A 19,397-nucleotide genomic window follows, 5' to 3' on the forward strand; every position below is an offset into this window, starting at 1 on the left:
CAAGATCAAATCGACCCGACCACAGACCATCCCAGGGATCCCTGCCTATGACGACGCCGCCAAAAACGATTAAGCTGACCACCGCCCAGGCCATCATCCGATGGCTGTCCAATCAGTTCATTGAGATTGACGGCGAGGAGTTACGTCTGTGCGGAGGTGGCTTCGGCATCTTTGGCCACGGCAATGTGACCTGCCTTGGCGAAGCGCTCTATGAGGCACGTGATGAGCTGCCGCTGTACCGGGGGCAAAACGAACAAAGCATGGGCTTTGCCGCCGCTGGATATGCCAAGCAGTGGCTGCGGCAGCGGTTCATGTTCTGCACAGCCAGTGCTGGTCCGGGTACATCAAACCTTCTCACCTCCGCCGCGCTGGCCCATGCCAACCGCCTGCCGATGCTGATGCTCTGCGGCGACACGTTCCTGACTCGCCTGCCGGATCCGGTACTGCAGCAGATGGAGAATTTTGACGACCCAACCTTAGGTGTGAATGATGCCTTCAAGCCCGTGTCGCGCTATTGGGACCGCATCACCCATCCCGCCCAAATCATCCAGTCCCTGCCCGCTGCGATCGCCACCATGCTGGATCCCGGCGACTGCGGCCCCGCCTTCCTTGGCCTGCCGCAGGACGTGCAGGGATGGACTTATGACTACCCCGAGGTTTTCTTTGAAAAGAAAATCCACCGCATTCGCCGCATCGCGCCGGATTCGGCCGAAATCGCAGATGCTGCCCAAGCGCTACGCGGCGCCAAACGCCCGATGATCATTGCTGGTGGCGGTGTGCAATACAGCCGCGCCGTGGCCGAGCTGACCAGCTTTGCCGAAACACATCAGATCCCAGTTGTTGAAACCATCGCCGGTCGCGCCAACCTGCGTGAAACCCATCCACTGAATATCGGTCCTATTGGGGTCACCGGATCGGACAGCGCCAATGCGATCGCCGCCGAGGCAGATGTGATCCTTGCAGTTGGCACACGATTGCAGGATTTTACCACCGGATCTTGGACCGCCTTTGCGCAAGATGCCCAGTTCATCTCGATCAACGCAGCGCGCCATGACGCAGGCAAACACCGCGCATTGCCGGTTGTCGGCGACGCCCAGCGCGGGCTTCTGGAACTTGGCGCAACAAGCGGTGACTACAAGGCCCCTGGCAGCTGGGTCGCCCGTGCTCAGGAGAGCCGCCGTAACTGGGTGGCCTATGTCGCAGACAACGTCTCTTACGGGGACAACCGGCCCAATTCCTATGCGCAGGCCATCGGTGTTGTGAACGCACTCTGCAATCCGAAGGACCGTGTGGTCGCGGCGGCTGGCGGGCTTCCGGCGGAAGTCACCGCCAATTGGCGCACATTGGAGCCCGGCACAGTTGATGTTGAATTCGGCTTTTCCTGCATGGGTTATGAAATTGCTTAGCGCCTGGGGAGCTCGAATCGCCCAGTCCGAGCGAGAGCCGGATCGTGACACCATCGTCTTTGTCGGTGACGGCTCCTACATGATGTTGAATTCTGACATCTATTCCAGCGTTCTCAGCCAAAAGAAGCTGATCATTCTGGTCCTGGACAACGGCGGCTTTGCGGTCATCAACAAGCTGCAGAACAACACGGGCAATACCAGCTTCAACAATCTGCTTGAGGATTGCCCCACTATACCTGAAGCCTTTGGCGTGGATTTTGCCAGTCACGCGGCCTCGATGGGGGCACTTACCGAAACCGCCGCCAATCCGGCAGAGCTGGGCGAAGCGTTCAAACGCGCGCAAGGCAACGATCGGACAACCGTCATCGTGATGAAGGTTGACGCCTATGAAGGCTGGACCACCGAAGGCCACGCCTGGTGGGAGGTTGGCACGCCGCATATCACCAAGGATGACAAGGTGCGCGAGGCCCATATCGACTGGGAGTCCAGCCGCATCAAACAACGGCGGGGCGTGTGATGAAACAGCCAAGCAAGGCCAGCTCAGATCTGGCAGGCCGCAATTTCCTCGTCCTTGGTCGGGTGGGTATGGATCTGTGCCCAACCCCTGCTGGCACCGCCACGGCTGATGCACTGGACATGATGGTCGCCATGGGCGGCAGCAGCGCCAATATCGCCGCAGGTCTGGTCAAGATGGGATGCAGCGCCGCTCTGGTCACCAGCGTTTCTGATGATGCGGTGGGGTGGTACTGCCTCAACCAGCTGGATCACTACGGTGTTGACCGGACTCACGTGAAACGCATCACCGGTGAATATCGGACCTCTCTGGCGGTTTATGAAAGCCGGGTGCAGGACCATCAAAGCGTGATCTATCGCAACAATGCCGCCGATTTCCAGATGACCGTCGCAGATGTGGAGGCGGTGGATTACAGCCAGTACAGCGCGCTGATCACCGCAGGAACAGTTTTCGCGGCTGAACCATCACGCAGCGCAACCTTCCGCGCCTTTGAGTTGGCGCGCGCGGCCCGGCTGCCGATCATCTTTGATGTGGACTACCGCCCCTATAGCTGGCCCTCGCCTGAGGTTGCGGCGGATATCCTGTCTCGCGCAGGCGCCATGTCCGATATCATTGTCGGCAATGATGAGGAATTCGGCTTCATGGCCGGTGGCATTGACAAAGGCCTCGCCAAAGCACGGTCGCTGGCGCACACCTCTGCCTCCATCGTCGTCTACAAGATGGGGCCCAAGGGCGCTGTCACCTTTGCCGATGGCCAGGAGGTCCGCACCGGTATCTACCCCGTAGATGCGCTAAAACCGACCGGCGCCGGTGACAGTTTCATGGCCGGTTTCCTCGCCTCACTTTCCGAAGGGCGTCCAATGAAGGATGCCATTCTGCGCGGCTCAGCCTGTGCCTCCGTCGTGGTGGCCAAACCCGGCTGCGCCCCCGCCATGCCCGACCTTGCCGCACTGGAGGCGTTTCTTGCAACGCACCCCGGCGCCACCGAAATTTGAAAGGACCCGCAAATGCATATCGCCCCTCATGACAACCAGAACAAAGCCATTGTCGATGCTGACAACGCGCTTGTTCCGCTGAACTATTTCAACATCGTTAAACTAACCAAGGGCCAGACCTTTGAATATCAGGTGCCCGGCTATGAGACCTGCATCGTTCCGGCCACCGGCACCGTAGACATTGAGGTCGAGGGCCTGAGCTATGCTGACATCGGCACCCGCACCGCCGACGTCTGGGACGGCGAGCCGGAAGGCGTCTATATTCCCGTCGGAGCCAAGGTGACCATCACATGCACAACGGATGCGACCGAAACCTTCATCGCGGGCGCCAAATACGACAAGGTGCTGGAACCATTTGACGTGCGCGCCGACGGTATCGATCTGGTGCAATACGGTTCTGACGACACCAAGACTCATCGTAAAATCAAACATATCCTTGGCCAGAAACAGCACGACAAGGTCGGCCGCTTGCTGGTGTCAGAACTGTTCACCGTGGGACAGGGCGGCTGGTCCGGCTTCCCGGCGCACAAACATGATACCGACCGCGAGGATGCCGACGGCAACATCATCGAGACGCGCCATGACGAGACGTATAACTTCCGCTTCCGTCCGAACCACGGCTCTGGCGTGCAGATCCTGCAACGCGAAGAGGGCAAGCCGGGGGACGCCTATCAATTGATGGATGGCTCCACGATCATGATCGACAAGGGGTATCACCCCTGCGCCGTGATGCCAGGATATGAGATGTATTATTTCACCATCCTTGGCGGTCTGAGCCAGCGCAGCCTGATCCAGTACTTCCAGCCGACCCATGCCTATCAGGTCGAAACCATCCCCGGCATCAAGGATATGGTGGCTAAGTTCAAATGACCCTTGCAACATTGGCTGACGTCCTGCAGCCAGCCCTGCGCAATGGCTATGCCGTTGCGGGGCTGGTCACACTGGGCTGGGAAGACATGCGCGCCTATGTGGCTGCTGCTGAAGCCGAAGGCGTGCCGGTCATCCTGCAGGCCGGCCCGTCCTGCCGCGCTCATACTCCGCTACCGGTCCTGGGCAAGATGTTCCGGCATCTGGCCGAAAGTGCATCGGTTCCTGTGGTCGCCCATCTGGATCATGGCTACACCTTTGAGGACTGCCGTATCGCCATCGACAGCGGCTTTACCTCGGTGATGTTCGACGGCTCGCGCAAACCGCTGGATCAGAATATCTCCGAAACCGCAGCCATCGTAGAGATGGCCCATGCTGCGAATGTCTCCTGCGAGGGAGAGATCGGCTTTGTCGGGTATTCCGGCGGCGAGGGGTCAGCCGGTACCGACCCGGAAGAGGCCCGGCAATTCGCACAGGAAACAGGCGTTGATGCCATGGCGATCTCGGTCGGCAATGTGCATCTGCAACAGGACAAGGAAGGCGGACTCGATATCGACCGCATCCGCGCCATAGAGGCGATCACCGAAGTGCCGCTGGTCATCCACGGCGGTTCCGGCGTGCCGGTCGCGCAGCGCAAAATGCTGGCGCGCCAGTCACGTATCTGCAAATTCAATATCGGCACCGAATTGCGCATGGCCTTTGGGGCCGCATTGCGCGATGCGGTAAATAGCGATCCGGACCGGTTCGACAGGGTCAGCATCCTGTCCGAAACCCACGATCCGGTCGTTGCTGCGGCGCGCAGCGTTCTTCGCGCCTTCAAGGGAGAGACACAATGTTGAATATCGGCCTTTTGGGCTGCGGGCGCATCGGGCAGGTCCATGCGCGATCTGTCGGGCAATTGGACGGGGTGCGCGTCACTGCGGTTGCAGATGCGATGCCGGATGCCGCGAATGCCCTGGCCAGCAAGATCGGCGCTGATGTGCGCGAGGCCTCCGCGCTAATCACCAGCGCGGACGTAGACGCGGTGGTGATCGGCACTCCGACTGATACGCATTACGACTTGATCCATCAGGCTGCGGCTGCAGGAAAGGCAATATTCTGCGAGAAGCCCGTCGATATGTCCGCCGACCGCATTCGCGACTGTCAAAAGGTGGTAGCCGAGGCTGGTGTTGCCTTCCTCACAGCGTTTAACCGTCGTTTCGATCCCAACTTTGCCAATCTGCAACAGCGCCTGCGGGCCGGTGAGATTGGCGATGTGGAGATTGTCTCGATCCTGTCACGTGACCCGTCCCCGCCGCCGGTCAGCTATATCAAGACCTCTGGCGGCCTGTTCCGCGACATGATGATCCACGATTTCGATATGGCGCGGTTTTTGCTGGCCGAGGAACCGGTGCAGGTCTTTGCGGTTGGCTCAGCGCTGGTCGATCCCGCCATTGGCGAAGCAGGCGACGTGGACACAGCCGCCATTACGCTGACCACGGCCAGCGGCAAGATCTGCCAAATCTCCAACTCCCGGCGGGCCACATACGGCTACGACCAACGGGTGGAGGTGCATGGCTCCAAGGGGATGCTCCGTGCGGCGAACATGTTGGAGAACACGGTAGAAGTGGCCGGAACCAACGGCTTTCAGACAGCTCCTGCACAGCACTTCTTCCTTGAACGCTACGAAACGGCCTATCGCAACGAAATGGCGCGATTTGTCGAAGCTGTACAAACCGGCAGCACCCCCTCCCCTAGCATCGACGACGGCTTACGCGCCCAGATGTTGGCCGATGCCGCCGCCCAATCGCTTGAGACGGGGGCACCGGTCGCGTTGTAAGCGATCAGATCCTTATGCCTGGCGGCGCAAGTCCTGTGCCGCCAGTGCCTTGTTGAAACGCTCGGATGTCCAACCCTCGGTAAGGGCCTGATGAAACAGCCCGGCCTGCGTTTGTGGGGCCAAACCGCCCACCGGCGGGTCCCGGTCCAGATTGGTTGGAAAAGAATACCCCTCTGCGCAGGCTGCAATTGCTGCGGCCTGATCAGCGTCAGTCATGGCACTCTCACGCTTCAGCCTGGCCAGCGCCGGGAAAAGCCGCTCCGACATGCCGCGCCGGTCCACAGTCTCCATTGCGCGGCCAAAAGCAGACGAAACCTGCAACAGATTTGCCATCCGCTGAACATCCTTCGATCGGTTGGCTCCTGCGGCATGAAACAAAGCCGGATTGAAGAACACGGCATCGCCCTTTGCCAGAGGCAACTGCACACAGTGCTCTTCGAAATAGGCCCGGAAGTCCTCGCGCCGCCAAGCTGCGTAGCCCGCACGGTATTGTTGCGAAAACGGCAGCAGCTTGGTCGGGCCGCTCTCCACCGGCATATCGGTATGGGCCACCGCCCCCTGCAGCGTCAAAACTGGCGATAGGTCATGCACATGGGCCGGATACTGCGCGGAGGTTTCCGCTGATTGAAAGCCCAGATGATAGTCACGATGCGCCTGCTGGGCAGCTCCGCCCGGACGCACCAGATTGATTTGCGCCGTCATCTGGTAGTTGGGTCCAAGCCAGGCCTCGCAAACGGCCGCGATTGATGAGTTGCCAAAATAGCGCGCGAAGACATCCGGCGAAGCGACGCAGAGCTTTTGGAGCGCATTCCAAACCCGGTCATTTGATCCCGCTGCAGCGAAATGGTCCGCACCACCGCCATTTGCCTGCCGCTCCTGTGAGATGATTTCGTCGAAGACAGCGCTTGCGGCATCAATCGGAGCCACGTCCTGATAGGCACCTTGCAGCACCAGAACACCCGCCCCGTATCGCAATCCCTGCGCCCATTCTGCCATCAGATGGCGGCGCGCCTCTGGCCCGCTGAGCATCGCCTTAAGGGCTGCCATGTCATAGATCGGGATATCCTTCTCAATCTTGTCGGCCAGCGGAACCTGGTCGGGTGTCAGTTCCCGTTCAACCTGCGCGGTGAAGTCACTCAACGCGCATCCATCAGGATCAAAATAGGCCTGCTCCATCGGTGTCGCAGCAGCTGTCATCAGAGCCTCCTCTCTACTGTCTCTCGCTATGAGATTGCCGGGTCGGGCTCTTGTGGTCAGCGCGCAAATCCATCAAAAATACATCAATGAGTCATCCTTTCCCGATCAAGGATATCGCCCGGCAATCCGGTCTGAGCACGGCAACTGTGGACCGCGTTCTGAACGCACGCGCCAATGTCAGCCCCCGCAGCCAGGCGCGCGTTCGCGCAGCCATCGCCGAACTGGAGGGACAGGAACAGCAACTCTCAGCACGGGGGCGGCGGCTCTACTTCGACGTTGTGGTGGAAGCACCCGAACGGTTCAGCCGGGAAATTCGGCACGCAACTGAGGCGGTCCTGCCCACCATTGGCCCGGCGGTGATCCACGCGCGGTATAGTTTTCGCCAGATCATGTCCGCGCCTGACTGCGTTGTTCTGCTTCGGCAAATCCTCAAACGTGGCAGTCACGGGGTGGTGCTGAAGGTGCGGGATCTGCCTGAGATCACCGCGATGGTCGCTGAATTGGACAGTAAGGGCGTTCCGGTTGTCTGCGCCTTTACCGACCTGCCAGGGAGTGTTCGCCGCGCCTATTGCGGTCCGGACAACTACGCGGCTTAGCCAGTCAGCGGCCTATATGATCGACAAATGTCTGCCGAACAGCGCTCCATCCGGAGCAACCATCCTGACCACACTCAGCCAATTGGCCTTTCATGGCGAGGCTCAAAGGCGATGTGGCTTCCTCAGGTTGATGTCAGAGCGCCGCCCTGATCTGCGGCTGATGACAGTTTCAGCCGGGGCCGGGCTCGCGTTTGAGACCAGAGCGGTGCTACAGGAGCAACTGTCCGCTCCGGGCCTTGGGCCGATATTAGGCGTCTATTCGATGGGCGGGGCCAATCGCACCATATCGGAACTGCTGAAAGGTTATGGTCACTGCCCCCGTGCCTATGTCGCCCATGATCTGGATAGTGAGAACCGAACACTTTTACGGCAGGGAAACATTACCGTTGCCTTGCAGCATGACATTGCCAGTGACATGCGCAATGCCTTCCTCAGCTTGCTCCACGCCAACCAGATCCTGAAAGCACCGCCCGTTGCGACTCGGAGCCGCATGTCCATGGTCACGCCCTTTGATTGTGCTGAAAACTGATCGGGGCACGCTGTTTCTGTGTGCATCCTCCCTCAGAAATAAAATCGCCATCTGGCGGGTTTCGGTGGAGCCAAGCCGCATATGACCTTTTGAATAATCGCTCCAACTGGGAATCTGTCAAAGCTGCGCGCCGAACAGCTGTTTTTCACTCCAAGAACTGCAATTTTTGTTCCTCTTTGCCCTGGTTCTTGGAATGCTCCTTGAAACAGCCAGCAGGGAGAGCGGCATGAAAGTAGGATTTATCGGCCTCGGAAACGTTGGTGGCAAGCTGAGTGGCAGCCTGCTGCGCAATGGCATTGATCTCAGCGTTTATGACCTGAATGCCGCGCTGGTTGCGAAGGCAGCGGCGGCGGGCGCCACTGCAGCAAATGACCCGGCAGAACTGATGCGCAATTGCGACGCGGTGATCACCTGCCTGCCATCGCCCACAGCCTCCGATCAGGTCATGCAACAGATGCTACCGGAGATTGGGCCCGGCAAAATCTGGATGGAGATGTCCACGACGGATGAGGCCGAGGTCAAACGCCTTGGCGCCATGGTCGAACAGGCGGGGGGAACCGCCGTGGACTGCCCCGTATCCGGTGGCTGTCACCGGGCGGACACCGGCAATATTTCGATCTTCGCCGGCTGCGACCGCGAGACCTTTGACCGGATCGCGCCGCTGCTGAAGACCATGGGACGGCGTATCCTGCACACAGGGCCGATCGGCTCAGCCTCGGTCCTGAAGGTGATCACCAACTATCTTGCAACCGCCAATCTTCTGACCTGCTGCGAGGCTTTGGTGACCGCGAAGGCCGCTGGAATGGATCTTAACACCGCCTATGAGGCGATCAAGATTTCCTCCGGCACCTCCTTTGTGCATGAAACCGAAAGCCAGGTGATCCTGAACGGATCCCGCGATATTTCCTTCACCATGGATCTGGTCTCAAAGGATATTGGCCTCTTTCAGGCCGTTGCTGATCGCCATGACGTGCCGTTGGAGATCAACCCTCTGATGATCAAGATCTTCAAAGACGGCGAGGCCCGGTTTGGCAGCCGGGAGCTGTCCCCAAACATCATCAGACGGCTGGAAGAAGCCACTGGTCTGGAGATCACTGCACCCGGTTTCCCACCTGAAATGACCGATGATGAGCCAGAGGAACCCGGTTACGAGGTCATCCCCACCGGTCGCGATGGCAGCCCTTCCCGATAGGCGCTCTTGCCCTGAAACCCTTCAAAGGCGGCAGTTGACTGCCGTCTTCTGCTCTGCGGTAAGCGCTGATCCGAGCGCCCCAGCGCGCGTATCCGGGCCTCCGCCCCTTGGCATGGGTTGGCAAAAACCCTTGTCAGACTCAATTTTCCCGAATTACGATACAAGTGTCCATATTCTGGGAATCGCATGCAGGACCGACAGATCCTTCTTCTGGAGGCAGTAGCCTCCTCTGCCTCACCGGTAAGCGCAAGCGAACTGGCCCGGATGACGGCGACCCCCCGCGCCAGCCTTTATCGGCATATCGCAGCGCTACTCGAATGCGGCTTTCTGGAGGAGACCGAGACCGGCAGCCGGTATGTTCTGGGACTGCGGTTTGTAAAGATTGCGCTGACGGGAAAGTCCGACACCCATGTCATCAACGCGGTCTCTGCCGTGTTGCAGCGGGTGGTGAAGGATTTGGGCGAGACCGCGTTTCTGGCGCGCTATCGTGGCGGTCGCGTTGATCTGATTCACACGCAGGTCCCGGCTGATCCCTCAGTTCCCTATATCTATCCAGGGTTAGGGGTCCGCCCAGTTCATGCCTGTTCTTCGGCCAAGGCAATTGCCGCCTTCCTCGCGCCGGAGCTTCAGGAAGACCTGATTGACATGTTGCCAATGCGCTTCACCGACAAGACACACACCGACCCGGACCAGATTGCCCGCGAGTTGCAGCAGGTGCGCCGCTATGGCTATGCCACCTGCGATGGTGAGATTGACATCGGGGTCACCAGCATTGCGGTGCCGATCATCGTCGACCGGCTTGGCGCCATTTTCTCGATGGGCGTAGTCGGTCCGACCGGCCGTATCACACCTGCCATCCAGCCCAGAATTTTACCAATTCTCACGAAACAAGCCGTTCATGCCGCCGCGGCCATTCAACATTGCTCGGTCGTTGAGGCGGAAACCACCAATGCCAATTCACTGGCGGCTGCAAAGGAAAGGGCCAGCCAACAACACTGATTTTTTTGAAGGGAGAGAGAATATGAACAGAAGAGAATTCGGCGGGTTATCCGCCGCCGCGCTGGCCATGGCAGCGCCGTTTCGCGCCTTTGCCGATGAGACCTGTCAGTCCCCTTACATGCCCAAGATTACGGGTCAGGAAGAATTCGTCTACGTCTGGACCCTCGGGGTGGAAGGAATGGGAGACGAGCAAGACAAAATGGTAACCGTTGACCTGCGTCCCGGCTCGCCAACCCGCGGGGAGGTCATACACAGTCTCTCAGTCGGTGGCCGGAACGAGGCCCATCATGGCGGCTTCTCAGCTGATCGTCGTTATTTCTGGACTGGCGGGCTTGATACCAATCGGATCTTCATCTTCGATATTCACAGCGATCCCGCAGCGCCCAAGCTGCATAAGGTGATCGAGACATTTGTTGCCGATTCCGGCGGTGTGGTTGGTCCCCACACGTTTTTTGCCCTGCCCGGTAGCATGATGATCACCGGGCTGAGCAATCAGGACGACCACGGCGGTCGAACGGCGCTGGTCGAATACAATGATGACGGGGACTATGTCGCCACCTATTGGATGCCCACCGCTGATGACATGCAAGGGGCCGTCGCGGTCGATGGCGCGGTTGCGGATGGTTATGGCTATGACATTCGCGCCCTGATCCGCAAGAACGTGATGCTCACCTCGTCCTTCACGGGATGGTCAAACTACATGATGGATTTCGGGCAGATGCTGCAGGACGCCGAAGCGATGAAACGCTTTGGCAACAGCATGGTGCTCTGGGATCTGCACACCCGTCAGCCCCGCAAGGTATTCAACGTGCCCGGCGCGCCGCTCGAAGTGCGCTTCCCTTGGGGGCCAAATGCCAATTACGCTTTCTCGACCACCGCACTCACCTCGCAGCTCTGGCTGATCTATGAGGATGACGATGGCGAATGGCAGGCCAAATCGGTGGCAGACATCGGCAACCCCGAAGATATCCCGCTGCCCGTCGACATCTCCATCGCCGCCGATGATCAAACGCTTTGGGTCAATTCTTTCATGGATGGAAAGACCCGGCTGTTTGATATCTCCGACCCGCATAACCCGGCACAGATCTATGAGAAAACCATTGATCGACAGGTCAATATGGTCAGCCAGAGCTGGGACGGCAAACGGGTCTATTTCTCCTCTTCCTTGCTCGCCAATTGGGACAAGAAGGGCGAGGACGATGTGCAGTATCTGAGGGCCTACAACTGGGACGGCAAAGAACTGGTCGAGGATTTCAGCATCGACTTTTATGCTGCAGGCCTGGGTCGCGCGCACATCATGCGCTTTGGCAGCGCCGCGCTTTATTCCGCTTAAGAGACTGCTTTGGGGCGGTATGCTGCCGCCCCGATCTCCCCTCGCGGACCTCACCTTGCCGGAGGAACTCCATGCGCAAGAAAACTCTCGCCGTTTCCATAACCGCTGCTGCGGTGGTGCTGACAGGTGTCGTGGCCCTGGCCGGAACCTGGCGCCCTGCGGATCTGATGGCACGGTTGATGCCCGCTGCATTGCGGGCCACGCCTGCCCGCCTTTCGGAGGTATTCCCAAGCGATCCTGCCTTCCAGTTCAGCCCGCCGGAACCGGGATCTTATCGGCTGAACCGATTGAAACCTGCACCGGATAGCATGGTACTGACCGCCGATGGCACTAAGGGTCGGCTGCACCAACTGATCGATGGCAAGATCACGCTGATCAGTTTTGTCTATCTGACCTGCGGCGATGTTGATGGCTGTCCGCTGGCCTTCTCGACGCTTTATGACATTCACGACGCCAGCGCACAGCTTCCGGATCTGCGACAGGACGTTCAACTGATGACCATCAGCTTCGACCCAGAGCGCGACACGGTCGAGGCCATCGCGGCCTTCGCGCATCCAGTAAGCAGCGATCCTGCCAGCGCCCAGAAACTGGATTGGCAGGTGCTGACCACGCCGGATGCCGCGGCATTGCAGCCCCTGTTGGACGGGTTTGGGCAGGTCGTGGACCGTGGCGGCGCAGACGACCAGATCAACCATCTTCTGCGCATGTATCTGGTCGACCGTCATGGCATGATCCGCAATGTCTACGGGCTGGGCCTGATCGACCCGCGCCTGTTGATGACAGATGTGGAAACGCTGCTACTTGAAGAGGCTAGAGAGTGATCGCCCTCCCCCTGCATCTGCGACGTTGCATATTGCTCAGCGCAGCTGCTGCGCTTTCGCTGAACGCCGCCGCCTCGAGAGCGCTCGCCGACGGAGATATCGTTGCGGGGCCAAGCGATCTGCCGGTGCAGATCTCAGCTGACAGCTGCCCACGGCCAGCAGATGAGCACTGGGCGGAGAGAGCCGCCAAACGCAGCCTGACACCGCAGCTGGGTCTGCCACCTTTGGTCTACCCGGCGGACAATCCTCCGACAGCAGCGCGGATTACGCTGGGGCGGCAGATCTTCTTTGACCGCGCGCTGTCGATCAACAACACCATGTCCTGCGCGATGTGCCATGTGCCGGAACAGGGGTTTGCCAACTGGGAGCTCGCGACTTCGGTCGGCGTGGAAGGGCGCAGCGTGAAACGCAACGCGCCAAGCCTGATCAACGTGGGCCTGCTGGACCCGCTGTTTCACGATGGCCGCGATCCCATGTTGGAAACCCAGTTTATCGGTCCGCTCACCGCCCGAAACGAGATGGCCAACCCATCCGCAGGACGGGTCGTTTCCCACCTTCAAACCGACAATGCCTATAATACCTTGTTTCATGAGGCGTTTGGGGCGCCCGCCTCGCTAGACCGGATCGGCATGGCGTTGGCCGCTTACCAACGGGCGTTGACCGTCGGCAACAGCCCGTTTGACCAATGGTTTTATGGCGAGGACCAGACTGCGGTGTCACCCAGCGCAAAACGCGGGTTCGAACTGTTTCGCGACAAGGCGGGATGTGTGTCCTGCCACAGCCTTGGCCCGGAGCATGCAATCTTCACCGATCAGCAGTTTCACGACACCGGATATGGTCAGATGCGGGAACTGGAACGTCAAAACCCACCGAAAACCCTGCCCGTTCAGGTCGCACCCGGCGTGATCCATCATGTGGACTATGACCTGGTCCGCGCGGTCAGCGGCCCGCGGGATGCTGATCTTGGGCGCTATGAGGTGACCGAGGACCCGCAGGACCGATGGCGGTTCCGAACGCCAACGCTGCGCAACCTCGCTGTCTCGCCCCCCTACATGCACGACGGCGGGTTCAGCACGCTGGCTGAGGTGATTGACTATTACGACAGCGGTGGCGCAGGGCTGCCGGGTCAAGACCCGCGTGTGCGACCACTCGGCCTGAGCCACCGGGAGAAATCTGATCTTCTGGCGTTTATCAGCACTCTGACCTCTTCGGGACTGGATTGTCTGGTCGCAGATGCCCGCCAGCCATGAAGTGCTAGTCCAGGTGATAGCCGCGAAACTCCTTCACGGTGGACACCCCGAGCAGCGTCTTCATCTGCGCAACCGACGGGATCTCCGACAATCTGTTGCGATAGAGTTTCTCATAAGCATCCGTATTACGCGCAGCAACGCGCATCAGATAGTCGAATTCCCCTGAAATCAAATGACACTCCAACACCTCGGGCATATGTGAAATGGCATCTTCAAACGCCTGAATATTCTCCCGCTGCTGACTGACCAGCTTGATCTCGATAAAAATCTGCAGCTCAAGACCAACCTTCTTGCGATCCAGCCGCGCGGCATAGCCTTCGATCATGCCATTGGCTTCCATCATCTTGACACGACGATGACATGCGGACAAAGACAGCCCAACTTTTTCCGACAGGCGGGCCATGGAGATCTGACCGTCCTGTTGCAAGGCGGAAAGAATGCGCGAATCCAGCAAGTCCATCGGAATTTTTCCCAATAGTTAATCGTTATCCGCACATTTTTCCGAAATTTTCCCAATACGCAAGGAAATCGAGAACCTTTCCTATCAACAACGTCTTAAAATTGAGACACTTCGTCACAGGGATGACGTAAACCAAGGGAGGGGCAGATGGCCTCAAAAATCGTAGTTGGCTACGACGGCAGCACAAGCGCGCGCACCGCGCTCAACTTTGCGCTGGACGTGGCAAAGGCACAGGGCGGCAGCATTGTTGTCGCGCATGTCCTGGAATGGTCACCGTATTCGTTTCTGTCCGCCTCCGAGCTGGCAGAGCGCCACAAGCGCCGTACGGAAGAGCTGGAGCGCGCCGAAACCGCATTGATTCAGCCGCTTCTCAAGGATCTGGAAACCAGCGGCGTGGATGTCACCGCCACGGTGAAATACGGCAATATCGCCGAAGTGCTGGTGACCATCGCCAAATCCGAAGGCGCCAATCACGTCGTTATCGGACGCACCGGCCACTCCGCGCTCTCGTCGCGGCTGTTTGGTTCGGTTGCAGGCAGCCTGGCGCAGGCTGCGCCGGTTCCGGTCACCATTGTCCCATAACTGATCGACAGGGGTCATCATGAACACTCTCTCAAAAGCGGCTGCTCTGGCCGTCCCCGGCGCCCTCGGGCTGTCGGGCCCGCTGATGGCACAGACCATCGACGAAAAGGTGAATGAGCTGTTTGCCAGCTCCACCGGCTGGTTTGTCAATTTCATCTTCAGCCCATTCCCCGGCACCAGCTTTCCCTGGATCGTTGCGTGGCTGGTGATTGCGGCAACCATTTTCACCATCTACTTCGGACTGATCCAGTTCCGCGCCTTCCCGCATTCGATTTCCTTGGTCAAAGGCGACTATTCGGATCCGAATGACGCAGGCGAAGTGAGCCATTTCCAAGCGCTGGCCACGGCTCTTTCTGGCACTGTCGGCCTTGGCAATATCGCCGGTGTTGCGGTTGCCGTTGGCATCGGTGGTCCCGGTGCGACATTCTGGATGATCCTCGCAGGCCTGATGGGCATGGCGTCGAAATTCACCGAATGTACGCTAGGCGTGAAGTACCGGAATGAATACCCCGATGGCACCGTCTCCGGTGGTCCGATGTACTATATGACCAAAGGTTTTGCCGCACGGGGCCTGCCCGGTGGTAAGTTCATGGCGGTTCTATTCTCGATCTTCTGTATCCTCGGCGCCTTTGGCGGCGGCAACATGTTCCAGGCCAATCAGGCACATGCGCAGCTGACCAATGTGCTTGGCGACTATCCCGGTTGGATCACCGGCGTCATCTTTGCCGGTGTGGTCTTCGCCGTGATCATCGGTGGCCTGAAATCCATCGCCAGTGTCACCGAGAAGGTGGTGCCGTTCATGGGTGTCCTTTATGTGCTGACCGCACTTGTGATCATCTTGCTGAACTTCGACAAAATCGGCTGGGCCTTTGGCCAGATCTTCGACGGTGCCTTTACCGGTCTCGGCGTTGCAGGCGGTATGGTCGGGGCGCTGATTCAGGGTTTCAAACGCGCGGCCTTCTCCAACGAAGCCGGTGTTGGCTCGGCGGCGATTGCCCACTCCGCGGTGCGGACCAAAGAGCCGATCACCGAAGGTTTCGTCTCGCTTCTGGAGCCCTTCATCGACACTGTGGTCATCTGCACGATGACAGCGCTGGTGATCATCATCACCGGTCAACTGGTCAGCGATCCTGAAACCGGTCTCTATGTGCTGAACGAAGCGGGCAGCGCCATCCAGACCGTCGATGGCAACTCCGGCGTGGCACTGACATCTGCGGCGTTCTCCTCCGCATTTGGCTGGTTCAAATACATCTTGGCCATCGCAGTGATCCTGTTTGCTTTCTCCACCATGATCAGCTGGTCCTATTATGGCCTCAAGGCCTGGACCTTCCTGTTTGGTGAAGGCAAGACCACCGAACTGGTGTTCAAAGTGATCTTCTGCCTGTTCGTCATCATCGGCGCCGCAGCCAGCCTGGGTCCGGTCATCGACTTCTCCGATGCGGCTATCTTTGCCATGGCAGTGGTCAATATCGTGGCACTCTACTTCCTGATGCCCATCGTCAAAGGCGAGCTGAACAGCTATCTGGCCCGCCTCAAAACTGGCGAAATCAAGAAGTACCAGTAACGAAATCGACCCGGCTGCGAGTAGTGGCCGGGTCCTCCTCCCTTGTTAGGGTCTTACCTGATACTGCCATGTCCTGAGGACAACAGCACACGTGCCTCGTGGCTGCGCAGGGATCGCCGCGCCGTTGGAAAGGCGCGCCCCATGCTCTCCAGCTCCGGGAACAGATGGCACAATTCGGACCGCTGGGCCGCATCCATGCCCGACAGCGTCAGATCGCCCGGCTGGAAGCTTTCGCTCCAGGCGCCATCCACACAGACGATTTCGTGCTGATCAAAAAGCAGATGGATATAGGTTACATCCATCGTCCGCGCGCGGCGGATATCGCGATCATTGAGCAGATGCACCGCCGCCACCAAAACCTCGTTTGACCCGAACAGTAACTCGGCGCGGCTTCCGGTCAGCAACATCCGGTGCTGCGGTGACACCATCAGATCCCGGTTCGGCACAGGTTCGCCACCATCAAAACCCAGCGCACCTGCCTCGATGAGAATGGGTTGGAACTGCGGCCGCCGTGCAAGATCGTTGTTGGTCACGGTGCGGCGCGCGGTCCAGCGCAAGGTCTGCGGTCCGCCATCGCGCGTCATCACCCGGTCGCCCACCTCAAGCGCTTCCACCGGCACTGCGCCACCGGGGGTCAAAACGAGGCTGCCCGGGGTGAAACAGGGAATGACCTCTTCGATATTGGAGAACGTCAGCCTGCTGACAAAGTCCCCCTGATCATTTCGGACCTCAACCCGTCCGTCTTCCCGGTCGGCACTGGTGTAGACCACACGCGTGTCGCCCAGCGCGCGCAGTTCACTGATATCCAGGCGGTCATAGTCATCGCCACCTTCGCCGCCATCAACGACGTCTCCGGCCCCACCAACAAAGAAATCCCGATCGTCGTCACCGTATAGGCTGTCAGCGCCAGTTCCGCCGATCAGCGTATCTGCCCCGCTGCCGCCTTCGATGATGTCATCTTCGCTGCCGCCATCAAGCGAGTCACCACCCGCGCCGCCGCTCAGCCGGTCATATCCCTCGCCCCCCAGCAGCGTGTCATTTCCAACGCCGCTGTTCATCACATCGTCGCCGCGACCGCCTTCCCCGTAGAAGGATGATCCGGCGGAGCTTCCGTCCAGAAAATCATTGCCATCGTCGAGGAAAATGCGATCGGAATCCTCATAGACACCGATGAAGGCCAGATCGTCACCATCGCCGCCGTGGATCTCATCATTGCCCTGGCTGCCCGCCAGAATATCGTTCCCGGCACCGCCCCAGACGGTATCCGTTCCCATGCTGCCGATCAGCGTATCGTTGCCGTCTTCGCCATAGATCAGGTCATCCTGGTCACGGCCAAAGACATGGTCGTCGCCGTCACCGGCATAGATCAGATCATTGCCATAAAGCCCTTCGAGCCGATCATTGCCGTCCCCACCATAAAGCGTGTCATCGCCGTAGCCTGCGGTAATGGTGTCGTCGCCATCACCGCCCAAGAGAAGATCGTTGTCGTCGCCACTGCTTAGTGAGTCATCCCCGACACCGCCTTCCAGCGTGTCGCGCCCAGCGCCCCCCTCAAGCGTGTCTCCGCCGCGGCCACCTTGCAGCAGGTCATTGCCAGCCCCGCCTTGCAGCAGATCACGTCCGCGACCACCGGAGAGCGTGTCACTGCCTGCGCCACCTTCAACGGAGTCATTGCCTGCACCGGCATCAACGAAGTCGTCCCCCTCACCGGCCAGAACTGTATCGTCGCCCCCCCCGGCCACGATCACATCATCCTGAGAGCCGTCAGCTGCATCCCCGCTGTCGACACGATCCCCTTCGGGATCGCTCAGATAATCGATATCAATCCTCTCGCCTGCATCCGTGCCTTCCACGACATAGTCGAGTGCGGGCGGAATGGAGAAGGTGAAGTCCGAAAGCCCGGCCCCACCGGAGATCGGCGCATCGCTGCCATTGTCAAAAGTCACATCCAGCTGCGAAATCGGCCCGTCAATCGCGACGCCGATATTGGCAGCTGTGCTGCCCTCCCCTTCGATGGAGACTGTCCCGTCAGCATTGATCGTCACCTGATGGTGGGTCACCCCGGTCAGTCCCGCAATGATCTGTGCCGCAGGGATCAGAACGCCGCTGGCATCCAGAACCCGCAGGGTGAATTTGTCGTCATGAGAACTGCCGTTGGAATTCACATGCTGCAGGTCAAACCGCAGATCGCTCACCGGATTGGAGAAACCATAGCTTGCGGTAATCGGCTCGCTGACACCAAAGGCACCGAAATCGGACACTTGGTAGCCGCTCTGGGAGCTGTCCCAGCTGCCCGGTGTGAAGGTCCCGGTCACGACGGTGGAGTTGCCGCTTTCGCTCAGCGTTGTTGAACCGTTCTGCGCAGCACCGTTGGCACCGGTCAACCAGATCGCATTGTCAAGAGTGGCCATGTCTCACGTCTACCTTGTGCCTAACACTCACCCCGCAGTGACAAAACCTGCGGATACCTCACCGCCGCCCCTTCCAAAGGATCGGCCTGACATGTTGTGTCGTTCCACGACGCAATCAGCCGCTTGGCGCATAGGTCACAACACATCCCTTACGGAATGATTACCCCGCAAAGACGCCCGACGCGGGACCACTCTGGGGTCGACGCAAGTCCATTTTGCGTTGAGAATGTGGCGAAGGACGCAACCAGCAGCAGCCTCAAGGGTGGCTCGACGGGCCTACCCCTCGAATTTACAACGCAAAATCAATAGCCCTAGCCGCAAAAACCGGACTAGACTGCCACCAGACAGCGCGCGGGTACCCGCGTTGGCTGCTCAATAACAAAGTGGTTCGTTAACAGGGACAAGTAGCATGCTTCAGGAATTCAAAGACTTCATTGCCAAGGGCAATGTGATGGACATGGCCGTCGGCATCATCATCGGCGCAGCCTTTACGGCAATCGTCAAAAGCATGGTCAGCGACCTGATCAATCCGATCATCGGTGTCTTTACCGGCGGCGTCGATTTCACCAATTCTTATCTCGTACTGGCAGGCACTGTCCCTGAAGGCGCCAGCCTTGAGGCGGCACGAGAAGCCGGAGCCGCCGTTTTTGCCCACGGTGCCTTTTTGATGGCCGTAATCAATTTCCTTATCATTGCTTTCGTGGTGTTCATGCTCGTGCGCTATGTCAACCGCCTCAAAGACGCCGCCTTCAAGCAGGAAGACGTTGCTCCAGCCGAGGAAGCCCCCGCTGGCCCAACCGAACTGGATGTGCTGTTGGAAATCCGCGACTCCCTGAAACGTTGATCTGCTGACATCTGATCT

At 59.1% G+C, this 19,397-nt stretch carries 17 protein-coding genes and 1 pseudogene; 15 read left to right on the forward strand and 3 right to left on the reverse strand.

Features of this window, described 5'->3' with window-relative positions:
• The first annotated feature begins 47 nt into the window (after positions 1 to 47).
• The 5 genes and pseudogenes from iolD to iolG all read left to right on the forward strand — a co-directional run bounded on the left by iolD (position 48) and on the right by iolG (position 5,601).
• Positions 48 to 1,923: pseudogene (iolD, locus tag L0Z65_RS10050) on the forward strand (3D-(3,5/4)-trihydroxycyclohexane-1,2-dione acylhydrolase (decyclizing)).
• Positions 1,923 to 2,915, forward strand: coding sequence for a 5-dehydro-2-deoxygluconokinase (gene iolC, locus L0Z65_RS10055; protein ID WP_102897506.1), 993 nt, complete (start codon positions 1,923 to 1,925; stop codon positions 2,913 to 2,915). The pseudogene iolD and the gene iolC overlap by 1 nt, the downstream one beginning before the upstream one ends.
• 12 nt (positions 2,916 to 2,927) lie before the next feature.
• Positions 2,928 to 3,785, forward strand: a complete 858-nt coding sequence (locus L0Z65_RS10060; RefSeq protein ID WP_405107270.1) for a 5-deoxy-glucuronate isomerase — start codon at positions 2,928 to 2,930, stop codon at positions 3,783 to 3,785.
• Positions 3,782 to 4,621 (forward strand): class II fructose-bisphosphate aldolase, encoded by an 840-nt coding sequence (locus tag L0Z65_RS10065; protein WP_405107273.1) that lies wholly within the window; start codon positions 3,782 to 3,784, stop codon positions 4,619 to 4,621. The genes L0Z65_RS10060 and L0Z65_RS10065 overlap by 4 nt, the downstream gene beginning before the upstream one ends.
• Positions 4,615 to 5,601, forward strand: coding sequence for an inositol 2-dehydrogenase (iolG, locus tag L0Z65_RS10070; protein WP_405107276.1), 987 nt, complete (start codon positions 4,615 to 4,617; stop codon positions 5,599 to 5,601). Before L0Z65_RS10065 ends, iolG begins: the two co-directional genes overlap by 7 nt.
• 12 nt (positions 5,602 to 5,613) lie before the next feature.
• Here iolG and L0Z65_RS10075 read toward each other — a convergent pair whose 3' ends face one another.
• Entirely contained in the window at positions 5,614 to 6,798 is a 1,185-nt protein-coding gene (locus L0Z65_RS10075; RefSeq protein ID WP_405107279.1) for a phytanoyl-CoA dioxygenase family protein, read from the reverse strand.
• 86 nt (positions 6,799 to 6,884) lie between these two features.
• On the opposite strand from L0Z65_RS10075, the gene L0Z65_RS10080 reads away from it, so the two are divergent.
• The 7 genes from L0Z65_RS10080 (at position 6,885) to L0Z65_RS10110 (ending at position 13,518) form a co-directional block, all read left to right on the forward strand.
• On the forward strand, positions 6,885 to 7,394 hold the full coding sequence (locus tag L0Z65_RS10080; protein ID WP_405107281.1) for a LacI family DNA-binding transcriptional regulator: 510 nt from the start codon (positions 6,885 to 6,887) through the stop codon (positions 7,392 to 7,394).
• A 16-nt stretch (positions 7,395 to 7,410) separates the two neighbouring features.
• Entirely contained in the window at positions 7,411 to 7,923 is a 513-nt protein-coding gene (locus L0Z65_RS10085) for a hypothetical protein (protein ID WP_405107284.1), read from the forward strand.
• Between the two features lie 226 nt (positions 7,924 to 8,149).
• Positions 8,150 to 9,115 carry an NAD(P)-dependent oxidoreductase gene (locus L0Z65_RS10090; RefSeq protein ID WP_405107287.1) on the forward strand — a complete coding sequence of 322 codons (966 nt, stop codon included), beginning with the start codon at positions 8,150 to 8,152 and terminating at the stop codon, positions 9,113 to 9,115.
• Between the two features lie 186 nt (positions 9,116 to 9,301).
• Positions 9,302 to 10,114: an IclR family transcriptional regulator gene (locus L0Z65_RS10095; RefSeq protein WP_405107290.1), complete on the forward strand. Its 813-nt coding sequence runs from the start codon at positions 9,302 to 9,304 to the stop codon at positions 10,112 to 10,114.
• Positions 10,115 to 10,136: 22 nt separating this feature from the next.
• A complete protein-coding gene (locus L0Z65_RS10100; RefSeq protein WP_405107293.1) occupies positions 10,137 to 11,447 on the forward strand; it encodes a selenium-binding protein SBP56-related protein in 1,311 nt (436 codons plus the stop codon).
• Between the two features lie 71 nt (positions 11,448 to 11,518).
• Positions 11,519 to 12,268: an SCO family protein gene (locus tag L0Z65_RS10105; protein WP_405107296.1), complete on the forward strand. Its 750-nt coding sequence runs from the start codon at positions 11,519 to 11,521 to the stop codon at positions 12,266 to 12,268.
• Positions 12,265 to 13,518 (forward strand): cytochrome-c peroxidase, encoded by a 1,254-nt coding sequence (locus L0Z65_RS10110; protein WP_405107299.1) that lies wholly within the window; start codon positions 12,265 to 12,267, stop codon positions 13,516 to 13,518. The genes L0Z65_RS10105 and L0Z65_RS10110 overlap by 4 nt, the downstream gene beginning before the upstream one ends.
• A gap of 4 nt (positions 13,519 to 13,522) precedes the next feature.
• Here L0Z65_RS10110 and L0Z65_RS10115 read toward each other — a convergent pair whose 3' ends face one another.
• A complete protein-coding gene (locus L0Z65_RS10115; RefSeq protein WP_024098143.1) occupies positions 13,523 to 13,978 on the reverse strand; it encodes an Lrp/AsnC family transcriptional regulator in 456 nt (151 codons plus the stop codon).
• Positions 13,979 to 14,125: 147 nt separating this feature from the next.
• On the opposite strand from L0Z65_RS10115, the gene L0Z65_RS10120 reads away from it, so the two are divergent.
• Together L0Z65_RS10120 and L0Z65_RS10125 are read left to right on the forward strand one after the other, a co-directional pair.
• The gene (locus L0Z65_RS10120; RefSeq protein ID WP_096870718.1) at positions 14,126 to 14,560 is read left to right on the forward strand and encodes a universal stress protein; all 435 of its coding nucleotides are present in this window, start codon (positions 14,126 to 14,128) and stop codon (positions 14,558 to 14,560) included.
• A gap of 19 nt (positions 14,561 to 14,579) precedes the next feature.
• On the forward strand, positions 14,580 to 16,124 hold the full coding sequence (locus L0Z65_RS10125) for a sodium:alanine symporter family protein (protein ID WP_096870717.1): 1,545 nt from the start codon (positions 14,580 to 14,582) through the stop codon (positions 16,122 to 16,124).
• A gap of 53 nt (positions 16,125 to 16,177) precedes the next feature.
• Here the strand turns inward: L0Z65_RS10125 and L0Z65_RS10130 are convergent, their stop codons facing one another.
• Positions 16,178 to 18,535 (reverse strand): Hint domain-containing protein, encoded by a 2,358-nt coding sequence (locus tag L0Z65_RS10130; protein WP_405107304.1) that lies wholly within the window; start codon positions 18,533 to 18,535, stop codon positions 16,178 to 16,180.
• 409 nt (positions 18,536 to 18,944) lie between these two features.
• Here L0Z65_RS10130 and mscL point away from each other — a divergent pair, with 409 nt between their 5' ends.
• Complete coding sequence (gene mscL, locus L0Z65_RS10135; protein WP_096707193.1) at positions 18,945 to 19,379, forward strand: large conductance mechanosensitive channel protein MscL; 435 nt, start codon at positions 18,945 to 18,947, stop codon at positions 19,377 to 19,379.
• The last annotated feature ends 18 nt before the right edge of the window (positions 19,380 to 19,397 follow it).

This window comes from Phaeobacter sp. BS52 (assembly GCF_045040595.1).
Lineage (GTDB): Bacteria > Pseudomonadota > Alphaproteobacteria > Rhodobacterales > Rhodobacteraceae > Phaeobacter > Phaeobacter piscinae.